Here is an 18,809-nt window from a genome sequence, read left to right on the forward strand (position 1 = left end):
CACCACCTGCTGTCGGGTTATTTTCAATCGGCTTATACCCGTTCTCTGAATCCACTGGCATACTACCCCACTCATCCTCCATACAGCGCAAAAATCATGCTCTACACCCTGCCAGAACTGCTGGCCGTGTTAATCGTTACCTGTGGTATCGCCCTGCAAACCGTGGTGGGAATCGGCTATGGACTGGTGGCGGCCCCCCTTTTATATCTGATCGACCCGGCGTATGTGCCCGGCCCGGTTCTGTTAGTCGGTTTTGGACTGGCGCTGATGATGGTGATACGCGAACGCCGGGCATTACGCTGGCGACGGGTGCTGCCAGCAATATTTGCCAGGGTTCCCGGAGCCTGGTGCGGTGCAGCGCTATTAGTCGCCCTGCCTCAGTATGCCCTGAGTCTGTTTTTTGGTTTTTCCGTACTCACGGCGGTACTGCTCAGTCTGTGGCGTTTCAGCATCCCCACCACTGGCACATCATTAACAATCGCCGGTTTCTTTTCCGGATTAATGGGTACCGCCACCTCCGTAGGAGGCCCACCTATAGCTCTGGTCTATCAGCAACAGGACCGGATTACCGCCCGCAGTGAGATCGCCGCATTCCTGCTGATCGGTACGCCGGTATCTATTCTCATGCTGATATACAAGGGAAGCCTCGACTGGCATTCCGCCCAGCTCAGTCTGAAAATGTTGCCGGGGTTGTTTCTGGGATTTTTTCTGGCGCGTCTGATCGACGGGAAATTAACCGCAACCTCAGCCAAACCACTGCTGTTGGCGGTATCCGGCGCATCAGCATTAATGGTTGCCATTAAAGGGCTGATCGGCTGGCTGGGATAGACCTGCTCCCCAACCCGACTATAAACTGCAACATCCCAGCAATGCTAGCCCGAAGCGGCTAAGCTTCAACCTTCTAGCGGGCATTTTCATCGAAAAAAAACACTGATTTCATGCCAGTTCAGTTACACTGTCAGTCTCTGTTTAACCCTCTGTATCGGCATGAATATCTGCACAGATAACGACCGGTATATTATTCCAATAACAATAAGAAGATCCCTGTTATGACTGTTCCTGAGCTGACCAGCGACACACCCCAGTGTGATTTTTATACCTTACAAAATGACCTGATCCGGGCAGAGTTTTGTTCCTACGGTGCGCGTTTAATGGCGCTGTATCTGCGTAATCCGGATGGCAGTGAAACCAATATTGCTGTCGGCCTGTCAGCCATCGAACACTATCAGCAACAGGACAGTTATATCGGTGCTATTTGTGGCCGTTATGCCAACCGTATAGCTAATGCAGAGTATCGGCAGGGAAGCGATAAAATAAGCTTAAGCGCGAATGAGGGTGCTAACCACCTGCATGGCGGTGACCGGGGGTTCGATAAATATATCTGGAATACCGATGCAGCAGACTGTCACTCGCTACAGTTTTCACTGACATTGCCTGACGGTGACCAGGGCTATCCTGGCCAGCTCACCACGCGGGTAACGTATACGCTTTCAGCTGAAGATACGCTGACCTGTAGGATCAGCGCCATCAGCGAAAAAGCCACCGTACTGAATATCACCCATCATGCATACTGGAATCTGTCCGGAGAGATGGATAGCAGTGCTGCGGGACACACCCTGCAAATCGATGCCGACGCCTATTTGCCAGTGGATGAAAAACTGATTCCTCTGCCAGGCCGGGCAATAGTTGATGATACCCGTTTCGATTTTCGCTCAGCGGCGATGATCAGTGAACAACTAACGGAGAGTGAAGGGTTCGATCATAACTTCTGTCTGAACGGTCAGCGGGGGGAACTGCGCACAATAGCCCGGCTAAGCGATCCGGCCAGCGGCCGCTGTCTGAGTATTGCATCAACAGAGGCAGGCTTGCAGTTTTACCTGGCACAGCATTTCTCAGCTGAGATGATCAGTCGTGAAGGAGCACCGCTGCACCCGTCAGCGGGTATTGCACTGGAACCCCAGACCTTTCCCGACGCCCCCAACCGGCCCGACTTTCCTTCTGCACAGCTCCAGCCTGGCGAAACCTACCAACACATTATCCAGTGGCAATTCGGGTACGTCTGAGGATAAAGCCCGCGTCGCCATTGATACAATGATTTAATAAAGGTGACGAGCCTGCACTTAGATATAGATAAACTCAGATAAACCGGACCCGCGGCTCTTCCCGCCCGATGGTATCAGTCTGGATGCTGAACACCTTTCCGGCATCCGGCTGCTGGACCAAAGCCAGCTCAGAAAGAAGCTCACGGGCAGAGGTGACAAACAGCGTGCGCATATCCGGTCCGCCAAACGCCGGGCAGGTAATTTGTGACGCGGGCAGGGTTATTGTCGATTCAATAGCGCCATGGCAGTCATAGCAGGTGACTCGTGAAGCCCCCCACTGTGCATTCCATAATCGTCCCTGAATATCGCTAACGGCACCATCCGGGTTTAACCCCTGCTCGGCACAGTTGATAAACAGTTCAGGTTCGCCCTCCGGCCAGCCGTCAACGGCATTCAGGCGCTGCCGCCATATGACCCCGACTGCTGTATCGGCAAAATAAACATACTCTCCCTGGGGCGAAAAACAGATCGCATTAGGAATGGTAACAGTGGTGATCAGGCGGCGAATTTCTCCGCGATAAAAACGATAGATAGCTCCGGCCTCAGGCTCGGCATGTTTGCCCATCGTCCCGACCCAGAACCCTCCCCAGGGATCCGCCCGCCCATCATTCGAACGGGTCAGTGGATTATCCGCCTCCAGATCACAGAGTCGCTCCGTTTTGCCGCCATCCAGATCAAACCGATACAGCCCGGTTTCACCGGCAATTAACAGAGTGGATTGATCAATCCAGCCCGCGGCAGACACATACTCATCAAAGCGCCACTCATGCTGATACCCCTGAGCCGTCCGGGTCAATAATTTGCAGTTAAGAATATCAAACCAGAACAGCTGTTGGCGTTCAGGATGCCAGAGCAGCCCCTCACCGAGTTCGCAGGGCCGATCATCATAAACCCGCACCTCAGCACTACCCATGACCGCTTATCCGATCAAAAGCACTCACCATTGCCTGTGCATCCCGGGCAATATCCGTAAGGGATTTACCCGGTTTATACAGCGCCGAACCAATGCCAAAGCCATCGGCCCCGGCGGAGATCCAGTCGGTAAAATTGTGCTGATCAACACCGCCGACCATAAACACCTGTGCCCCTCGCGGCAATACGGCCCGGATAGCCTGCAGTCCTGCATACCCCATTATCACTGCTGGAAAGACCTTCAGCGCAGTAGCACCGGCCTGCAATGCCATAAAACATTCACTGGCAGTCAGAACACCGGGATAGGAAGCCATCTCAAGACGTCGGGTTGCCGCAATAACCTGAGAGTTACAGTTAGGCGAAACGACAAACTGTCCACCGGCAGCGGCTACGTTTTCAACGTCATCAACCGTCAGTACTGTGCCCGCACCGATGCGCGCATCTGCCGCGAACTGATGTGACATAATAGCAATACTTTCCAAGGGCTCCGGGGAGTTCAGCGTCACCTCGATATCGGTGATCCCCGCGTCAATCAACACCGAGGTGACTGACTCGGCCTCGTCAGGACGTATTCCCCGGAGAATAGCGATCAGGTTACGACTCATAGCAGATCTCCAACATTATATTGATTAGATACCAAGCAGACTGCGGGCCGCTTTCAAGCCTGCCAGCGTGACCGCATCAGCGTTTAATCGCTGCGGCGTGATTCCCAGACTCTGTAGCGCTTCAGCATAGAGTTCCGCAACGCCGGAATCACCGACAATAATGACCGGCTCATCCGCCCGGAACATCTGACTGGCGGCCAGCTCTGCTCCGATCAGCAGCCCCGACAAACGGGCACGCGCTTCATCGGCAGTCATCCCCTGCAACAACCCCTGCGCCCGTAGCGAGAAAAGCGCTGCGGATAGCTGTCCCGGCTGCTCAAAAGCTGAACGCATGGCGCTGAGAAACTCCGGAAGTGAAGACGATAAAGTATCTGCCTGCGGATCGTTCATTCCATGTTTCAGCACCGAGTGTTCCGCCAGCAAAGCAAACAGTTCACCGGTCATAAATGTCTGAAACCCTGTCACCTTGCCCTGATTAACGCGAACCCATTTACAGTGAGTTCCCGGCAAACAAACGATACCGTTAAATTCAGGCTGTCTCTCAAGCACTCCGGCGATCTGAGTCTCCTCTCCCCGCATTACATCAGCCGGTAGTTCCTGAGATAACCCAGGCAGAAGATACACTTTCAGCTGTTCAGAGTGTGAAGGGATCATCACAAACTGCCGGGCCGAAAGTGGCGCACAGGGAACCTGGCAATACGGCGCTTCTCTCCAGCCCTGTCGGGCACCGACCATGCCGCAGGCGATAACCGTCACCACTCCGGCGGCAGGCAGCCAGCGTTCTATCAATTCCAGCAACGCCGGCTCAAACTGATCCGGCGCCAGCGTCAGCATCCCCCGCTCAGCAGAGACCCATTGCAGCACCGAGCCATCGGCCCCCATCGCCCAGGCTCGTAGCTGAGAGCTGCCCCAGTCAACTGCTATCCAGTCCGTTTCCGCCATCGCTCAGCTCAGCTCAGACAGGTCAGCCGGCAACAGCTCCTGCGGCAGATTCTGATAACAGACCGGGCGCAGGAAACGGCGAATCGCCATAGTACCGACCGAGGTCGCACCAAAGTTGGTAGACGCCGGATAGGGTCCGCCATGCACCATCGAGTCACATACCTCTACCCCGGTCGGAAAGCCGTTAGCCAGCACCCGGCCCGCTTTACGCTCAAGTACAGGTAGCAGACGCTGCCCGTCGCCGTTATCGGCACTGTCAAGGTGCAGAGTACAGGTCAATTGCCCCTTCAGGGATCGGGCAATTTCCAGCATCTGCTCGAAATTACGGGCGGTGACCACCAGCCCCAGAGGACCAAAGACCTCTTCACTGAGCACTTCATTTTCCAGCCAGGCATCTCCGCTGGTAACGAACAGGTAAGGGCTGGCATCCCGGTTACTGCAGGAACTACCAATTAGCTCGCGCACGTTAACGTCGTGTTTAATCTGCTCAACGCCGGAACGGTACGCTGCGGCGATACCGTCAGTGAGCATGGTTTGCGCACCGATTTCGCTTAATGCGGCAGATGCGGTCCTGATAAAATTATCCGCGTCAGTGCCTTCGATCACTACTGCAATCCCTGGATTAGTACAGAACTGTCCTGCTCCCATCGTCAGTGATGCTGCCCAGCCTGCAGCAAGTACATCGCCCCGGGCTGCAACGGCATTAGGTAACAGAAACATCGGATTGACCGATCCCAGCTCACCAAAAAAGGGGATCGGTTCTGCTCGTCCGACACACAGATCAAACAGCGCCCGGCCACCGGCCAGGCTGCCGGTAAAACCAACCGCCCTGATCAGTGGATGCTGCACCAGTGCCTGACCGGCTTCCCGGTCGCCGCTCTGAATAAATGAAAACACGCCCGGATGAAAACCGACCGCCTGACGGGCGGCATCGACTGCCTGCGCCACCAGCTCACCAGTACCCGGATGGGCCGAATGACCTTTAACCACCACCGGACAGCCCGCCGCCAGAGCCGATGCGGTATCGCCACCGGCCACGGAGAATGCCAGCGGAAAGTTGGATGCACCAAACACCGCAACCGGGCCTATCGGGCGCTGCATCAGCCACAGATCAGGGCGAGGCATTGGCTGCCTGTCTGGCAGGGCCGCATCGTAATGACGGTCAAGATAATCACCCGCCAGTATATGGCTGGCAAACAACCGTAACTGGCCGACGGTACGTCCCCGCTCGCCAATCATTCGCGCCTCTGGCAGACCGGTTTCCTGCGAACCAATCTCGGTAATCGCATCGCCGCGGATATCGATCTCATCGGCGATACGGTTTAAGAATTCCGCCCGCTGTTGTCGGCTGGAATTGCCAAAAGAATCAAAGGCGGCCTCTGCAACTTCAGCAGCCCGCTCAACGTCCTTGACCGTGCCTGCCGAAAATGAATAGGCCTGACCATGGGCCGGAGTCGATTCGAAGCGGCTATCGCCCGCTATCCATTGGCCGTCGATCAGATGTTTACCCGTCAGCATTACGCACTCCTTACATAAATATTGTTGCATAGATCAATGGCTGTCTTTGGGTACCGCGGCACCCCGACAGCCCTTCAGAAAATCGAAATCCGCACCAGTATCAGCGCCCTGTACATGCTCGAAGAACAATCGGGCATAACCGCTTGGGGGTACAGCAACGGTTGACGTCCATGCGGCCATCCGCTGAGAAAATTCCACCTCGGGGATATCCAGATGCAGTCGGCGGTTTTCCACATCGAGCTCAATCATGTCGCCATTCTGTACAATCGCCAGCGGTCCACCGGCGGCGGCTTCAGGAGTCGTATGCAGCACCACAGTACCGTAAGCAGTGCCCGACATCCGGGCATCAGAGATGCGCACCATATCGGTAATCCCCTGGCGCAGAATTTTAGGCGGCAAGCCCATGTTTCCAACTTCGGCCATACCGGGATAGCCCTTGGGGCCACAGTTTTTCATCACCAGAATGCAGGTTTCATCAACATCCAGGTTTTCATCATTGATGCGCGCTTTGTAATCGTCGATATTTTCAAACACCACCGCCCTCCCCCGGTGTTGCAACAGCTCGGCTGTTGCCGCAGAGGGTTTCAGCACTGCACCACCGGGTGCCAGATTACCCCGCAGCACCACGATACCGCCGTTTGCCGTCAGTGCTTGATCGACCGGACGGATAACATCATCGTTCCAGCAACGCACATCTTTGACCTCTTCCCAGATAGAGTCTCCGGAAACCGTGAGGGTGTCTTTATGCAGTTTACCGCCCTCCCCCAGTGCCTTGATCACCACCGGCAGACCGCCGGCATAGAAAAACTCCTCCATCAGATATTTACCTGATGGCATCAGGTTGACGATGGTGGGAATCTCCCGCCCCAGGCGGTCCCAGTCATCCAGCGTAAGATCAACATTGAGTCGTCCGGCAATGGCCAGCAGGTGGATCACGGCATTAGTGGAGCCACCGATGGCACCGTTTACCCGGATTGCATTTTCAAAGGCCTGGCGGGTCATAATATCGGAGGGTTTCAAATCATCTTTTACCATCTGCACGATGCGTCGCCCGGTCAGATGCGCCATCACCCGACGACGACTATCCACGGCAGGAATCGCCGCGTTACCAGACAACGCCATGCCTAGCGCCTCAGCCATACTGGCCATCGTGCTGGCGGTCCCCATGGTGTTACAACCACCGGATGAGCGGGACATCGCCTGCTCCGCTTCAAGAAAATCGTCGGTGGTCATTTTGCCGGCTTTGATATCTTCCGACATCTGCCATAACGCAGTTCCCGACCCCACCCGCTCACCACGGAACCAGCCGTTCAGCATCGGCCCACCGGACACGACGATCGCCGGAATATCCACACTCGAAGCGCCCATCAGCAGCGCCGGGGTAGTTTTATCGCAACCTGCCAATAACACCACGCCATCAAGCGGATTCGCCCGCAGCGCTTCTTCAACATCCATCGCCGCCAGATTGCGATACATCATTGCAGTAGGACGTAATGAACTCTCACCGGTGGAAAACACCGGAAACTCCAGCGGCAGCCCGCCGGCCTCGTAAATACCATGGGCGACCCGCTCAGCCAGATCCCGCAGATGCGCATTACAAGGGGTCAGCTGAGACCAGGTATTACAGATCCCGATAACCGGACGACCATCAAACAGATCCGCGGGCAGCCCCTGATTCTTCATCCAGCTGCGGTGATAGATATGGTCGCGACTGGTACCACCAAACCACTCTGTCGACCTCAGTTTGCGCGGCCACTTCGCCGCCTTAAACTCACTCATACCCAGCCTCCGTCAACAATAAAGTTTTGTGCCGAACACATCGATGACGCATCCGACGCCAGAAACAAGGCCATCTGCGCAATGTGTTCCGGCAGTACCGAACCCGGCATACACTGGCTGCGCTTGATCAGCGCTTTCGCCTCATCATCAACCCACATCTGCAGCTGTTTTTCCGTCATCACCCAGCCAGGCACCAGGGTATTCACCCGGATACCGGCACCACCCAGTTCACGGGCCAGCGAGCGGGTCATCCCGTGCACGGCCGCTTTACTGGCGGCATAGACCGGATAACCGGCTGTTGCCATCATCCAGCCGACGGAACCAAAGTTAATAATGGATCCTCCACCGGACTGACGCATCATCGGCTCTACCGCCTGGGCGGCGAACATCTGGTGTTTCAGATTAACCGTAATCAGCTCATCAAAGCGTTCGCTAGTCAGGGAGTCCAGAGAGTGGCGCACATCATTGGCGGCATTGTTAAGCAGCACCGTAATCGGACCCAGCTGATCGGCAAATTCACGAATGGTCAACTGATACTCGCGAATATCTGTGATATCACAGGGCTTAAATGAAACGCTGTGTCCCTCAGACTTAAGCGTCTTTTCGAGTGCGATTCCGGCCTCTACGGCAATATCAACAAACGCGGTATTCGCCCCCTGCGCGGCAAAGGCTTCAACCAGGGCCTGACCGATTCCAGACGCCCCGCCCGATATCAGCACAGTGCGCCCCTGCAGATCGGGATAGATCGCGCTGCTGTTCAGGACACTCATAATACTCTCACCTCAGACTGACGAGGCGCCTCCTGAGCCACGGTATTTCGCAGCGCCATCCCCAGTTGTGGGGCATCAACTTCAATCACATCACCGGGTAAGACCCGGATATTATCCGCAAACGATAATGTCGCCGTGCCAAACATATGCACATGCAGATCACCCGGTTCACAGAACAGCTGATATTTAAAATGGTGATGCTCCAGATTCGCGAAGGTGTGCGACATATTGTCTTCACCGGAGAGAAACTCTTTCTCCCACACCACCGCTTCACCACGCATAATTCGCGAGGTTCCGCGAATATCCTGGGGCAGCTCACCGAGCAGAATTTCAGGCCCAAATGACGCCTGACGCAGTTTCGAATGAGCCAGATACAGATAGTTAATCCGTTCAGTCACATGGTCGGAAAACTCATTGGCCACGGCAAAACCGATCCGGTAAGGCACCCGGTCTGCACCGATAACATAGATACCGGCGATCTCAGGTTCCTCGCTGCCATCCAGGGCAAAGTCCGGCGAAACCAGGTCATCACCCGGGGCTACCGCAGCAGACCCGGTGCCTTTATAAAACCACTCCGGCTGCACGCCCACATCACCGGGGGCGGGTTTGCCACCTTCGATGCCCATGCGGAACATTTTCATTGAATCACTCAGACCATCACTGCTTTCAGAACTGTGCATTGCATCCCGGGCCGATGCTGAACCCAGGTGGGTCAGACCGGTTCCGGTGAGAAACATATGTGCTGAATCCGGATGACGGATCGGGCAGTCCAGCATACCGGCAGCCGCCAAGGCTGCCAGATCGACAGGCTCACCCAGCCCGTGACGGTCGATAACAGACCTCATATCCAGCCCGGAACTGATCGCTTCCTGAGCCAGTGCATAGGTCGTTTCGGCATCATTAACCCGGTAGGCTGTAGCCGATTCACGGCAAAGCACACCGCCATCCTTCAATTGAGACAGATACATAACTCCCTCCTGTTAACGATGCTTGGTTTTGTTGTATACGTCGAAGATCACAGCCGCCAGCAGTACCAGCCCTTTGATCACCTGTTGCCAGTCGATACCGATACCCAGTATCGACATGCCGTTGTTCATCACCCCCATAATCAGGGCTCCGACTACGGCACCGATCACTTTACCGACACCTCCTGACATCGATGCTCCGCCAATAAAGACTGCGGCGATGACATCAAGCTCAAATGCAAAGCCCGCTTTTGGCGTGGCCGTATTCAGGCGGGCGGCAAAGATCAGCCCCGCTAGCGCAGCCAGAAAGCCCATATTGGCAAAGGTAAGGAAGGTCAGACGCTCGGTACGGATACCCGACAGCTTGGCCGCTTTCTCGTTACCCCCCAGCGCGTAAATGCGCCGGCCGATAGTCGTTCTGTTGGTGAGGAAGGTATACGCCGAGATCAGTACCGCCATGGTAATCAGTACATTCGGCAAGCCGCGATAGGTTGAGAGCAGCCAGGAGATATAGATAATCGATCCGGCAATCAGCAGGTTACGTACCACGAAGAACGCAAACGGCTCATCTTCAATGCCAAATTTCATCGCCCGAGCCCGGCTGCGGGCAGCCAGAAAAACAATCGCTGCGGCAGCGATAACACCCAGTGCAACAGCCGTTACGTTGGGCCGGTCAACACCAAAGAGATCCGGAATAAAACCGGTACTCAGCAGCTGAAAGTTTTTCGGGAAAGGCCCCACGGACTGACCTTCCAGCAGCGCCAGTGTCAGCCCCCGGAATACCAGCATCCCCGCCAGAGTGACGATGAATGCAGGGATCTTCCAGTAGGCGACCCAGTAGCCCTGTGCGGCACCGATCAGCGTGCCACAAATCAGACAGACCGGCACCACGATAAACATCGGCAGATCCAGATTCACCATCATCACGGCAGCGAGGGCACCGATAAAACCGACCACCGACCCGACTGACAGATCGATATGACCGGCCACGATCACCAGCAACATACCGATTGCCATGATAATAATGTAGCTGTTCTGCAGGAACAGGTTGGTCAGATTGGCCGGACGCATCAGAGTGCCGTCCGTCAGAAATTCAAACAACGCCATAATGACAACCAACGCAGCCAGCATGCCATAGTCTCTCAGATGTCCTGCAAGATAGGACTTCACTGAGGGTTTATCCTGAGGCTCGCGGGCAATCGGGCCTGCCTCTTCAATCATTGTTTTTACCGGTTGCATTATTATTCTCTCCACTCACGTATTCACGATCATCGACATGATCTTTTCCTGGCTGGCTTCGTGCCCCACCAATTCACCAGCGAACGCGCCCTCATTCATCACGTAGATACGATCACACATACCCAGCAGCTCAGGCATCTCAGAGGAGATCATAATGACCCCTTTCCCCTCATCGGCCAGCTGATTGATAATGCTGTAAATTTCAAACTTGGCACCGACATCGATACCCCGGGTTGGCTCATCAAGTATCAGCACCTCTGGCTGGGCAAACAGCCACTTACTCAGCACCACCTTCTGTTGGTTTCCACCTGACAGATTAACGACTTTCTGGAAAACACTGGGGGTACGTATATTTAGCGCTTTACGGTAATCCTCAGCCACACAGCGTTCCCGGGTGTCATCTATGACAGTGTGATGTGATACGCCGTGCAGGTTTGCCAGCGTGGTGTTCTTAAGGATCGTTTCGTCCAGCACCAGCCCCAGCTCTTTGCGATCTTCAGTGACATATGCAATCCGGTTATTCACCGCATGGCGTACATCAGAGACATCGATCTCTTTACCTCGCAGGTGCACCTTGCCGGAAATATTCCGTCCATAGCTCTGCCCAAACAGGCTCATAGCAAACTCTGTGCGGCCCGATCCCATCAGGCCTGCAATACCGACAATCTCGCCTTCAGAGACGCGCAGATTGATATTTTTAATCATCTGCCGGTCAATGGATTCCGGATGCCAGACATTCCAGTCGGAAACGTCTAACAAGGGCGCACCAATATTCGGTGATCTGTGGGGGTAACGGTGCGCCATATCACGACCCACCATATCGCGGATAATATCCGCCTCACTGATATCCTGGTTGCGACAGTCCAGCGTCGAGACTGCCGCACCATCGCGGATGACCGTAATACTATCTGCGACCCGACTAATCTCATTCAGCTTGTGAGAAATCAGAATTGAGGTAATCCCCTGAGCTTTAAACTCAAGCAACAGATCCAGTAATTTCTGACTGTCATTTTCCTGTAACGCAGCAGTTGGCTCATCCAGAATCAGCAGTTTCACACTCTTAGAAAGCGCCTTCGCGATCTCCACCAGTTGCTGCTTACCCACACCTAACTTTTCAATCAGCGTGGAGGGTTGAGCATCCAGGCCTACTTTGGCCAGTAGCCCGAAGGTCCGCTGATAGGTTTTTGGCCAGTCAACGACCCCCTTCTCAGCGAGCTCATTGCCCAGAAAGATGTTCTCGGCAATCGATAGCAAGGGCACCAGCGCCAGCTCCTGATGAATAATGATAATCCCGTTACTCTCGCTGTCTTCGATTCCTTTGAATGCCATGGTCTGGCCTTCATAGTGAATCTCGCCCTCGTAACTGCCATGGGGATAGACGCCACTAAGAACCTTCATCAGAGTCGACTTACCGGCACCATTTTCACCACACAGGGCATGAATTTCGCCGCGTCTGACTTTCAGACTAACGTTGTCTAACGCTTTAACACCGGGAAAGGTTTTGGTGATGCCGCGCATCTCCAGAATAATATCTTGCATATTACATGTCCTGACTCGCGGACCTGCCAGAGCAAGCCCGCAGGAATGCGACTTACTTAACCTGATCCATCGAATAGTAGCCGCTGCCAATCACAACAGACTCCCAGTTTGACTGATCAACCAGAACCGGCTCAAGCAGATAGGATGGAACGATTTTCACACCGTTGTCATAAGTCTTAGTATCATTGATCTCAGGCTTACCACCTTTCAGCAATGCATCAACCATACCCACGGTTACGCGGGCCAGTTCGCGGGTATCCTTGAATACAGTAGAGTACTGTTCGCCGGCAAGAATGGACTTAACCGAAGGCAGTTCAGCATCCTGCCCGGTGACAATAGGCATCGGCATATCGCCAGAGCCATACCCCACCCCCTTGAGTGACGAAAGAATACCGATAGAGAGACCATCGTAAGGTGAAAGTGCACCATTAATGCGACCATCGGTGTAGTGCGCTGACAGCAGGTTATCCATACGCGCCTGGGCAACGGAGCCATCCCAACGCAGTGTACCCACTGTGCCCATTCCCTCTTGCCCGGATACCACTTTGACTTCGCCGGAATTGATCAGCGGCTGCAATACCGACATAGCACCGTTATAGAAAAAGTAAGCGTTGTTATCATCCGGTGAACCACCAAACAGCTCTATATTGAAGGGAGCTTTATAGCGCGCTCTCAGGCCATCAATCAAGGAAGTCCCCTGCTGCACGCCCACTTTAAAGTTATCAAAAGTGGCATAGTAATCAACGTAAGCACTGTCACGAATAAGGCGGTCATAAGCAACGACCTGAATACCCGCAGCATGGGCGTTTTCCAGCGCATTCGACAGCGTCGTTCCATCAATCGCCGCAATCACCAACACATCCACGCCCTTGACGATCATATTTTCGATCTGAGCCAGTTGATTAGGAATATCATCTTCAGCATATTGAAGATCGGTCTTGTAACCCGCTGTGTTGAACTGCTCAACCATTGAATTACCATCAGAAATCCAACGGGCTGAGGATTTAGTTGGCATGGCGATGCCTACATACCCTGCGGCCACAGCAACATTTGCCGTCAAAAACGCCGCACCTATCGCTGCGGTGGCCAGGATCTTCTTAAACTGTTTCATTTGGATCTCCTATTTGCGGAAGACAAGCAGGCAACTGATCTTTCTTTGCCTGTACCTGATACCGCTATTATTTTTATTTTAAAACCCTCAGACCCTGATAAGGCCTGTGATCAAGAATAGGGGCTGACTGCATAACACTCAAATAGATAAATTAACAATATAAATATCATTTTTGATATACAGTTAAATTTCTAAGCCAATATATGACTATTAAGGAGAGAAAAGTCGTTAATGATTATCAATATAGACTTTTTAGATACCGTAATTGGTAACAAGATTTAACTTAACAACCGGAAAAATGTAGAAAGTGCTTTGGGTTGAACAGAAAGCAACTCCCAACAGCCCAACCACCGGGATACTGCAACCGAGAGGCACCTGGATATTGATACGCCTGAGAGTCACAGTAAACAATCGCTTAGACATAGCAATAAAATCCATATATCCTAAATTGACATACCAAATTAAGTATATAAACCACCATGAAATACAGCCTGTCAAAATACCTTAAAATCAATCAACTACGTCTTATCTGTGCGATTGCAGAGCACGGACAACTCGGACTCGCTGCCAACGAGATAGCGATTACCCAGCCAGCCGCCTCACGTATGCTGTCAGAGATCGAATCGACGATGCAGGCTAAGCTCTTTGAACGCCACCCTAAGGGGATGGTATTAACCCTGATCGGGCAACGGGTGGCCCAGCGGGCACACAACATGCTGGTCGAGCTTCGGGATATGTCACGGGATGTCGATGAGATGCAACGGGGAGAGCGCGGTATCGTCTCAGTTGGGGCGGTGACCGGTGCTGCCGTCGGCTTTGTTGTTCCCGCTATCCGCCAGCTTAAAGCCACTTCGCCCAAAACAGTGGTCAATGTCAATGTCGATACCAGTGACGTGTTAGTGCACGACCTGATTATCGGTAACAACGACTTTGTCCTGGCACGTCTGCTTTCACAGTTTGACACCAACGACTTTGAGGTCTGCCCGGCCAAGTCTGAGAAAGTAAAACTGTTGGTTCGGGAAGACCACCCGATGGCCAACGCCAAAGAGGTCTCATTAAAAGACCTGACCGCCTATGAATGGGTTATTCAGTCACAACGCGCACCCATGAGTGAAGCGGTCAACAACGCCTTTCTCAACTCAGGATTGCGACCACCTGAAAGTATCACTAACACAACTTCGCTATTGGTGATGATGTCGATTCTGATCTCTTCATCGGCAATCGCGCCGCTGGCAAGTGAAGTATCTGAATTGCTGGTTGAAAAACTTGGCGCCCGCTTGAGAGTGTTGAGACTTAAAGAGCCAGTCGAGATGTCGCCTTACTTTCTGATACAAATAAAAGGAAGACAACTATCACCTGCCGCGGAGCGCCTAAGAGCGTTGGTTTTACAGGGACTAAAACAGGCAAAATAGATGCAGGAGTAAAAGAAAGAATAACGAAGGTGGAAAAATTTAAAGCAGCCAACTCTCTGCCTTAGCTTCCGGGGAGAGCAGGCTCCCCGGGATAGTTATGAGTTTAAAAAAACAGAACAGGAAGGGGTCTGTTCCGCCATAAGGTAAACTCAAAACAGACTAACCACCGATCAGAAGTCGTAGTTAAAACGAACCCGAAGAGCGTTGGTTTCATCATCGGTTACCGCATCGCCTTCTGCACGGGAAAACGAACCGGCGAAGGTCACCGAGGCCGCTTCAATATCGAACAGTGGCACGGTATAAGCCAGATACGCCGTTGTTACATCGGCATCGACACCGGCCTTTTCCTCTGCGGAATGGATCAGTCCGGCACCAAACCCACCGTAGACCATGTTAGCAGCATATGAATTCACTTTTTGACTGATGCTATCCACAGTCTGTCGGGAAGCGGCCAGATTCACACTGGCACCGGCAACATCAAAACTGGTGGTGATACCGTAGCCATCTTTATCGACCTCACCACCGCCGGTCAGATCATAGTTGACCCGCTCATAACCCAGACTAACGGACACACCATCACCTGCCCAGGTGACTACCGGACGCACCCCGGCAATCGCCGTGGTATCATCGCCGGCGAGGTCGTCATCACCGAAAATAGTTGCCAGCTCCAGCCGGATGTTATCACTCGGGTTCAGGTGGAACGCTACCTGGCCGCCATCCGTTCCGGCCCGGCCACGAACCATATTAGCCTCATACACCGGGACACCACCAGCATGGCTTACGATGGTATCTTTTCCCAATGGAAACAGGTTGATCGCTTCAAAGCGGCCAATCTGAACATCCCAGCGCGGATCTCCCAGTTGCAGATAAACATCCCGCACCTCGATCTGATCCCCATCACCATCAGCCTGAGACAACAGGCGGATCGCGCCAACCGCCTGAACAAAATACTCGCCACTATCGTGGCGCCCGGAGATACCGATCTCCACATGACCGCTCTCATCGTAAGCAGTATTTGAAGATTGTGTATCCATCGCATCGAGGTTGAGTTCAAGACCGGCTGTAAGTGTCGGCATCGCCATAACCGGTGTAGCAAACATGGCCGCAACTAAAGCGGATCCCAGCAAGTGCTTAGTGAACATTTTCTTATTCTTATTCATGTAAGTTGGCTCCCCATGGAGAAGTAATAGATAAACAGGCAGAAGACCGAACAGATCTGGTGCAAGACCTGCCCGGTCTTACTTTTGCAATATGCAGGAAGGAAGATAAGAGCCAATAGCATTACATTCAAATGATATAAATCACATTTTAATTATCATTTTTGGTATGATAGTAAAAATATCCAGCCGTTTAAAAAATATTAATCCGTTTTTAAAATTAATAGTCTAAATTTAAAATTAATATTACTAATCAACACGTTGAATAAATTAATAGCTAAAGAGAATACACGTTTTTAACGTCCCTACATGCCCGGCAGAAACATACAGAATCTGATCCCATGAAACTTAAAATAATCGCCTGGATCAGTTAAGTTTCTCAGAATATCACTCAGAAAAAAGCTTGATAAAGGTAGAAATAAAGCTAAGAGTGATGAAAAAATAAGCAGTTTTTTGTGTCTCAATCGAGAGATTACGTTAATATTAGCCGCCTCAACGTCTGACGCGTCATTCTATTGTTAACAGGATTCCCCATGGCAACTATCGGCACACCGTTCTCCTCGACTGCAACTAAAATTCTGCTCTGCGGTTCCGGGGAACTGGGAAAAGAGCTAGTGATTGAACTGCAGCGTTATGGCTGTGAAGTGATCGCCTGTGACCGATATGAGAAGGCGCCGGCGATGCAGGTGGCGGATCGCTCGTATACCTTTTCAATGCTGGATGGCTCTGAACTGCGCCGGGTAATAGAACTGGAAAAACCAGATTATATCGTACCGGAAATTGAAGCGATCGCCACTGACACCCTGGTAGAGCTGGAACAGGAAGGCTTCAATGTCGTGCCAACCGCCAATGCAGCCCGCCTGACCATGAACCGCGAGGGAATTCGCCGTCTGGCAGCAGAGGAGTTGGGGATTCCCACCTCCAACTATCAGTTTGTCGACAACCGCACTGACTTTGACAAAGCTGTGGCAGAGATCGGTATGCCCTGTGTGGTGAAACCGATTATGAGCTCATCGGGCAAAGGCCAGAGCACCATCAAAACCGCCGCAGAGATCGAGGCCAGCTGGACCTACGCCCAGGAGGGAGGCCGTGCCGGTGCCGGCCGGGTTATCGTGGAAGGCTTCGTCGATTTTGATTATGAGATCACACTGCTCACCATCCGTCATATTCAGGGCACCAGTTTCTGCCTGCCGATCGGACACCGACAGGAGGATGGCGACTACCGCGAATCCTGGCAACCGCAGGCGATGAGCGAAACCGCACTCAGCCGGGCTAAAGAGGTCGCTGAAAAAGTGACTACAGCCCTTGGCGGCTGGGGTATTTTCGGAGTGGAACTGTTTATAAAAGGGGATAATGTGTACTTCAGCGAAGTATCCCCCCGGCCCCATGACACCGGTATGGTCACCATGATCTCCCAGGACCTGTCCCAGTTTGCCCTGCACGCCCGCGCTATCTTAGGCCTGCCGATCCCCAACATCGTGCAGCATGGCCCATCCGCCTCCGCCGTAATACTGGTCGAAGGCGAATCGAAAAACCTGAGTTTTTCTAACCTGGAAGTAGCACTCGCCGTTCCCGACACTCAGCTACGCCTGTTTGGCAAACCCGAAGTCAGCGGCAAACGCCGTATGGGGGTGGCACTGGCACGGGGAACCGATACCGATAATGCCAAGGAAAAGGCACTGGCTGCGGCCGGGGCGGTACAGGTTGAAAACCTGAGTCGCTAGATCGTCGCTACGCCTAAGAGCAGTTGCTAGACGTCGCTTCGCGACTTGCTAGTGGTTAGACGCGGCTGCGCCGCTTGCTAGAAAAGAATTTTTAAAACCGCCTCCCGGCGGTTTTTTTAGTGCTTAAGGAGAGTCTCAAAGCAGCAATAGTATTTGTCTGCCACACTATCTTTTGGCACTATCGAAACATAAAGGAAATGGCCAATAAAGTTATAAACTGTCTTAAGGGAAATTAAAGATGAAGGAGAAAGGAGGCGCCGTTTATCAACTATTTCTACTGGCATTAAGTATCTACGTTCTTATTGTAGTTTTCTTTGAGACACTCCTGATAACGGATCCTGAAATTTCGCTTATTTTACAACGAATTGATTTGTGCATTTGCTTTGTTTTCCTCGGCGACTTTTTCATCAATCTATATAACGCTAAGAATAAGATTTCATACTTAAAGTGGGGGTGGATAGATTTGTTATCCTCTATTCCACTGGTTGATCCGCTCCGCTGGGGAAGGCTTGCAAGAATAGTCAGGATATTAAGGTTTATTCGTACTATAAAGTCATTGAAACTGCTTGTTTCATCAATTCAAGCAAGCAAATTTCAAAGCCTTACTTTAGTTGTTATTTTAATTACCTTCGTTACATATACAGTATGCGCCAGTCTAGTGTTGGAGCTTGAACGTGGGCATGAAGGTGGAATAAACACAGCTAATGAGGCTCTATGGTGGGCCTTTCTTAATATAATGAACGCTAAAGTGCCCATCACTCAGGCACAGTCTACCGGGGGTATGATTGCCACTGTCGTTCTGAATAAAATTGGTCTGCTTTTATTCGCTTACTTCAACGCAATCATTATTGCCTGGCTAATACAAAAGCGAGTAGCCATTAAGCAAAACACAGATACCCGCAACACCTGAAAGCAAAGACAAAGGCCTGGAAAACCGCCAATTTGGCGGCTTTATGCTTAAGGCTTGTCTAGCAAGTCACGCAGTGACATCTTGCCACTAGCAGGGGCCGAAGGCTCCGTTCTAGCAACTGCTT

At 52.5% G+C, this 18,809-nt stretch carries 16 protein-coding genes; 5 read left to right on the forward strand and 11 right to left on the reverse strand.

All coding sequences use genetic code 11. The features are described from left to right. The first annotated feature begins 96 nt into the window (after positions 1-96). Both KDX31_15085 and KDX31_15090 read left to right on the forward strand, forming a co-directional pair. Complete coding sequence (locus tag KDX31_15085) at positions 97-828, forward strand: sulfite exporter TauE/SafE family protein (protein ID UTW05408.1); 732 nt, start codon at positions 97-99, stop codon at positions 826-828. Positions 829-1,049: 221 nt separating this feature from the next. Beyond that, positions 1,050-2,063: a galactose mutarotase gene (locus tag KDX31_15090; GenBank protein UTW02662.1), complete on the forward strand. Its 1,014-nt coding sequence runs from the start codon at positions 1,050-1,052 to the stop codon at positions 2,061-2,063. Positions 2,064-2,136: 73 nt separating this feature from the next. On the opposite strand, the gene KDX31_15095 is transcribed toward KDX31_15090, so the two are convergent. The 10 genes from KDX31_15095 to KDX31_15140 are packed head-to-tail and all read right to left on the reverse strand — an operon-like array spanning position 2,137 to position 13,482. Continuing rightward, entirely contained in the window at positions 2,137-3,000 is an 864-nt protein-coding gene (locus KDX31_15095) for an SMP-30/gluconolactonase/LRE family protein (protein UTW05409.1), read from the reverse strand. Positions 3,001-3,007: 7 nt separating this feature from the next. Further along, the gene (locus tag KDX31_15100) at positions 3,008-3,619 is read right to left on the reverse strand and encodes a 2-dehydro-3-deoxy-6-phosphogalactonate aldolase (protein ID UTW02663.1); all 612 of its coding nucleotides are present in this window, start codon (positions 3,617-3,619) and stop codon (positions 3,008-3,010) included. A 24-nt stretch (positions 3,620-3,643) separates the two neighbouring features. After that, on the reverse strand, positions 3,644-4,561 hold the full coding sequence (locus KDX31_15105; protein UTW02664.1) for a 2-dehydro-3-deoxygalactonokinase: 918 nt from the start codon (positions 4,559-4,561) through the stop codon (positions 3,644-3,646). A gap of 3 nt (positions 4,562-4,564) precedes the next feature. Continuing rightward, on the reverse strand, positions 4,565-6,079 hold the full coding sequence (locus KDX31_15110; GenBank protein UTW02665.1) for an aldehyde dehydrogenase (NADP(+)): 1,515 nt from the start codon (positions 6,077-6,079) through the stop codon (positions 4,565-4,567). A gap of 33 nt (positions 6,080-6,112) precedes the next feature. After that, entirely contained in the window at positions 6,113-7,858 is a 1,746-nt protein-coding gene (locus KDX31_15115) for a dihydroxy-acid dehydratase (GenBank protein UTW02666.1), read from the reverse strand. Further along, complete coding sequence (locus tag KDX31_15120) at positions 7,855-8,628, reverse strand: SDR family oxidoreductase (GenBank protein ID UTW02667.1); 774 nt, start codon at positions 8,626-8,628, stop codon at positions 7,855-7,857. Before KDX31_15120 ends, KDX31_15115 begins: the two co-directional genes overlap by 4 nt. Then, positions 8,625-9,596: a GguC protein gene (locus KDX31_15125; protein ID UTW02668.1), complete on the reverse strand. Its 972-nt coding sequence runs from the start codon at positions 9,594-9,596 to the stop codon at positions 8,625-8,627. Before KDX31_15125 ends, KDX31_15120 begins: the two co-directional genes overlap by 4 nt. A gap of 12 nt (positions 9,597-9,608) precedes the next feature. Beyond that, positions 9,609-10,814, reverse strand: coding sequence for a sugar ABC transporter permease (locus tag KDX31_15130; GenBank protein ID UTW05410.1), 1,206 nt, complete (start codon positions 10,812-10,814; stop codon positions 9,609-9,611). A 33-nt stretch (positions 10,815-10,847) separates the two neighbouring features. After that, on the reverse strand, positions 10,848-12,371 hold the full coding sequence (locus KDX31_15135) for a sugar ABC transporter ATP-binding protein (protein UTW02669.1): 1,524 nt from the start codon (positions 12,369-12,371) through the stop codon (positions 10,848-10,850). Between the two features lie 52 nt (positions 12,372-12,423). Next, positions 12,424-13,482, reverse strand: coding sequence for a sugar ABC transporter substrate-binding protein (locus tag KDX31_15140; protein ID UTW02670.1), 1,059 nt, complete (start codon positions 13,480-13,482; stop codon positions 12,424-12,426). A 479-nt stretch (positions 13,483-13,961) separates the two neighbouring features. Between KDX31_15140 and KDX31_15145 the strand changes: the two genes are divergently transcribed. Continuing rightward, a complete protein-coding gene (locus KDX31_15145) occupies positions 13,962-14,894 on the forward strand; it encodes a LysR family transcriptional regulator (GenBank protein UTW02671.1) in 933 nt (310 codons plus the stop codon). 170 nt (positions 14,895-15,064) lie between these two features. Here KDX31_15145 and KDX31_15150 read toward each other — a convergent pair whose 3' ends face one another. Beyond that, complete coding sequence (locus tag KDX31_15150) at positions 15,065-16,054, reverse strand: carbohydrate porin (GenBank protein ID UTW02672.1); 990 nt, start codon at positions 16,052-16,054, stop codon at positions 15,065-15,067. A 530-nt stretch (positions 16,055-16,584) separates the two neighbouring features. On the opposite strand from KDX31_15150, the gene purT reads away from it, so the two are divergent. Both purT and KDX31_15160 read left to right on the forward strand, forming a co-directional pair. Continuing rightward, the gene (purT, locus tag KDX31_15155; protein UTW02673.1) at positions 16,585-17,775 is read left to right on the forward strand and encodes a formate-dependent phosphoribosylglycinamide formyltransferase; all 1,191 of its coding nucleotides are present in this window, start codon (positions 16,585-16,587) and stop codon (positions 17,773-17,775) included. A gap of 238 nt (positions 17,776-18,013) precedes the next feature. Beyond that, the gene (locus tag KDX31_15160; GenBank protein UTW02674.1) at positions 18,014-18,685 is read left to right on the forward strand and encodes an ion transporter; all 672 of its coding nucleotides are present in this window, start codon (positions 18,014-18,016) and stop codon (positions 18,683-18,685) included. The last annotated feature ends 124 nt before the right edge of the window (positions 18,686-18,809 follow it).

Origin of the sequence: Amphritea atlantica, from assembly GCA_024397875.1 — a bacterium.
In the GTDB taxonomy this organism is placed as follows: Bacteria; Pseudomonadota; Gammaproteobacteria; order Pseudomonadales; family Balneatricaceae; genus Amphritea; species Amphritea atlantica_B.

Bases quoted from the DNA above. Each gene is read 5' to 3' on its own strand.
- KDX31_15150 (UTW02672.1), bottom strand. From the start codon at position 16,054: ATGAATAAGAATAAGAAAATGTTCACTAAGCACTTGCTGGGATCCGCT.
- KDX31_15140 (UTW02670.1), bottom strand. From the start codon at position 13,482: ATGAAACAGTTTAAGAAGATCCTGGCCACCGCAGCGATAGGTGCGGCG.
- KDX31_15135 (UTW02669.1), bottom strand. From the start codon at position 12,371: ATGCAAGATATTATTCTGGAGATGCGCGGCATCACCAAAACCTTTCCC.
- purT (UTW02673.1), top strand. From the start codon at position 16,585: ATGGCAACTATCGGCACACCGTTCTCCTCGACTGCAACTAAAATTCTG.
- KDX31_15090 (UTW02662.1), top strand. From the start codon at position 1,050: ATGACTGTTCCTGAGCTGACCAGCGACACACCCCAGTGTGATTTTTAT.
- KDX31_15105 (UTW02664.1), bottom strand. From the start codon at position 4,561: ATGGCGGAAACGGACTGGATAGCAGTTGACTGGGGCAGCTCTCAGCTA.
- KDX31_15145 (UTW02671.1), top strand. From the start codon at position 13,962: ATGAAATACAGCCTGTCAAAATACCTTAAAATCAATCAACTACGTCTT.
- KDX31_15125 (UTW02668.1), bottom strand. From the start codon at position 9,596: ATGTATCTGTCTCAATTGAAGGATGGCGGTGTGCTTTGCCGTGAATCG.
- KDX31_15160 (UTW02674.1), top strand. From the start codon at position 18,014: ATGAAGGAGAAAGGAGGCGCCGTTTATCAACTATTTCTACTGGCATTA.
- KDX31_15110 (UTW02665.1), bottom strand. From the start codon at position 6,079: ATGCTGACGGGTAAACATCTGATCGACGGCCAATGGATAGCGGGCGAT.
- KDX31_15130 (UTW05410.1), bottom strand. From the start codon at position 10,814: ATGATTGAAGAGGCAGGCCCGATTGCCCGCGAGCCTCAGGATAAACCC.
- KDX31_15100 (UTW02663.1), bottom strand. From the start codon at position 3,619: ATGAGTCGTAACCTGATCGCTATTCTCCGGGGAATACGTCCTGACGAG.
- KDX31_15085 (UTW05408.1), top strand. From the start codon at position 97: ATGCTCTACACCCTGCCAGAACTGCTGGCCGTGTTAATCGTTACCTGT.
- KDX31_15120 (UTW02667.1), bottom strand. From the start codon at position 8,628: ATGAGTGTCCTGAACAGCAGCGCGATCTATCCCGATCTGCAGGGGCGC.
- KDX31_15115 (UTW02666.1), bottom strand. From the start codon at position 7,858: ATGAGTGAGTTTAAGGCGGCGAAGTGGCCGCGCAAACTGAGGTCGACA.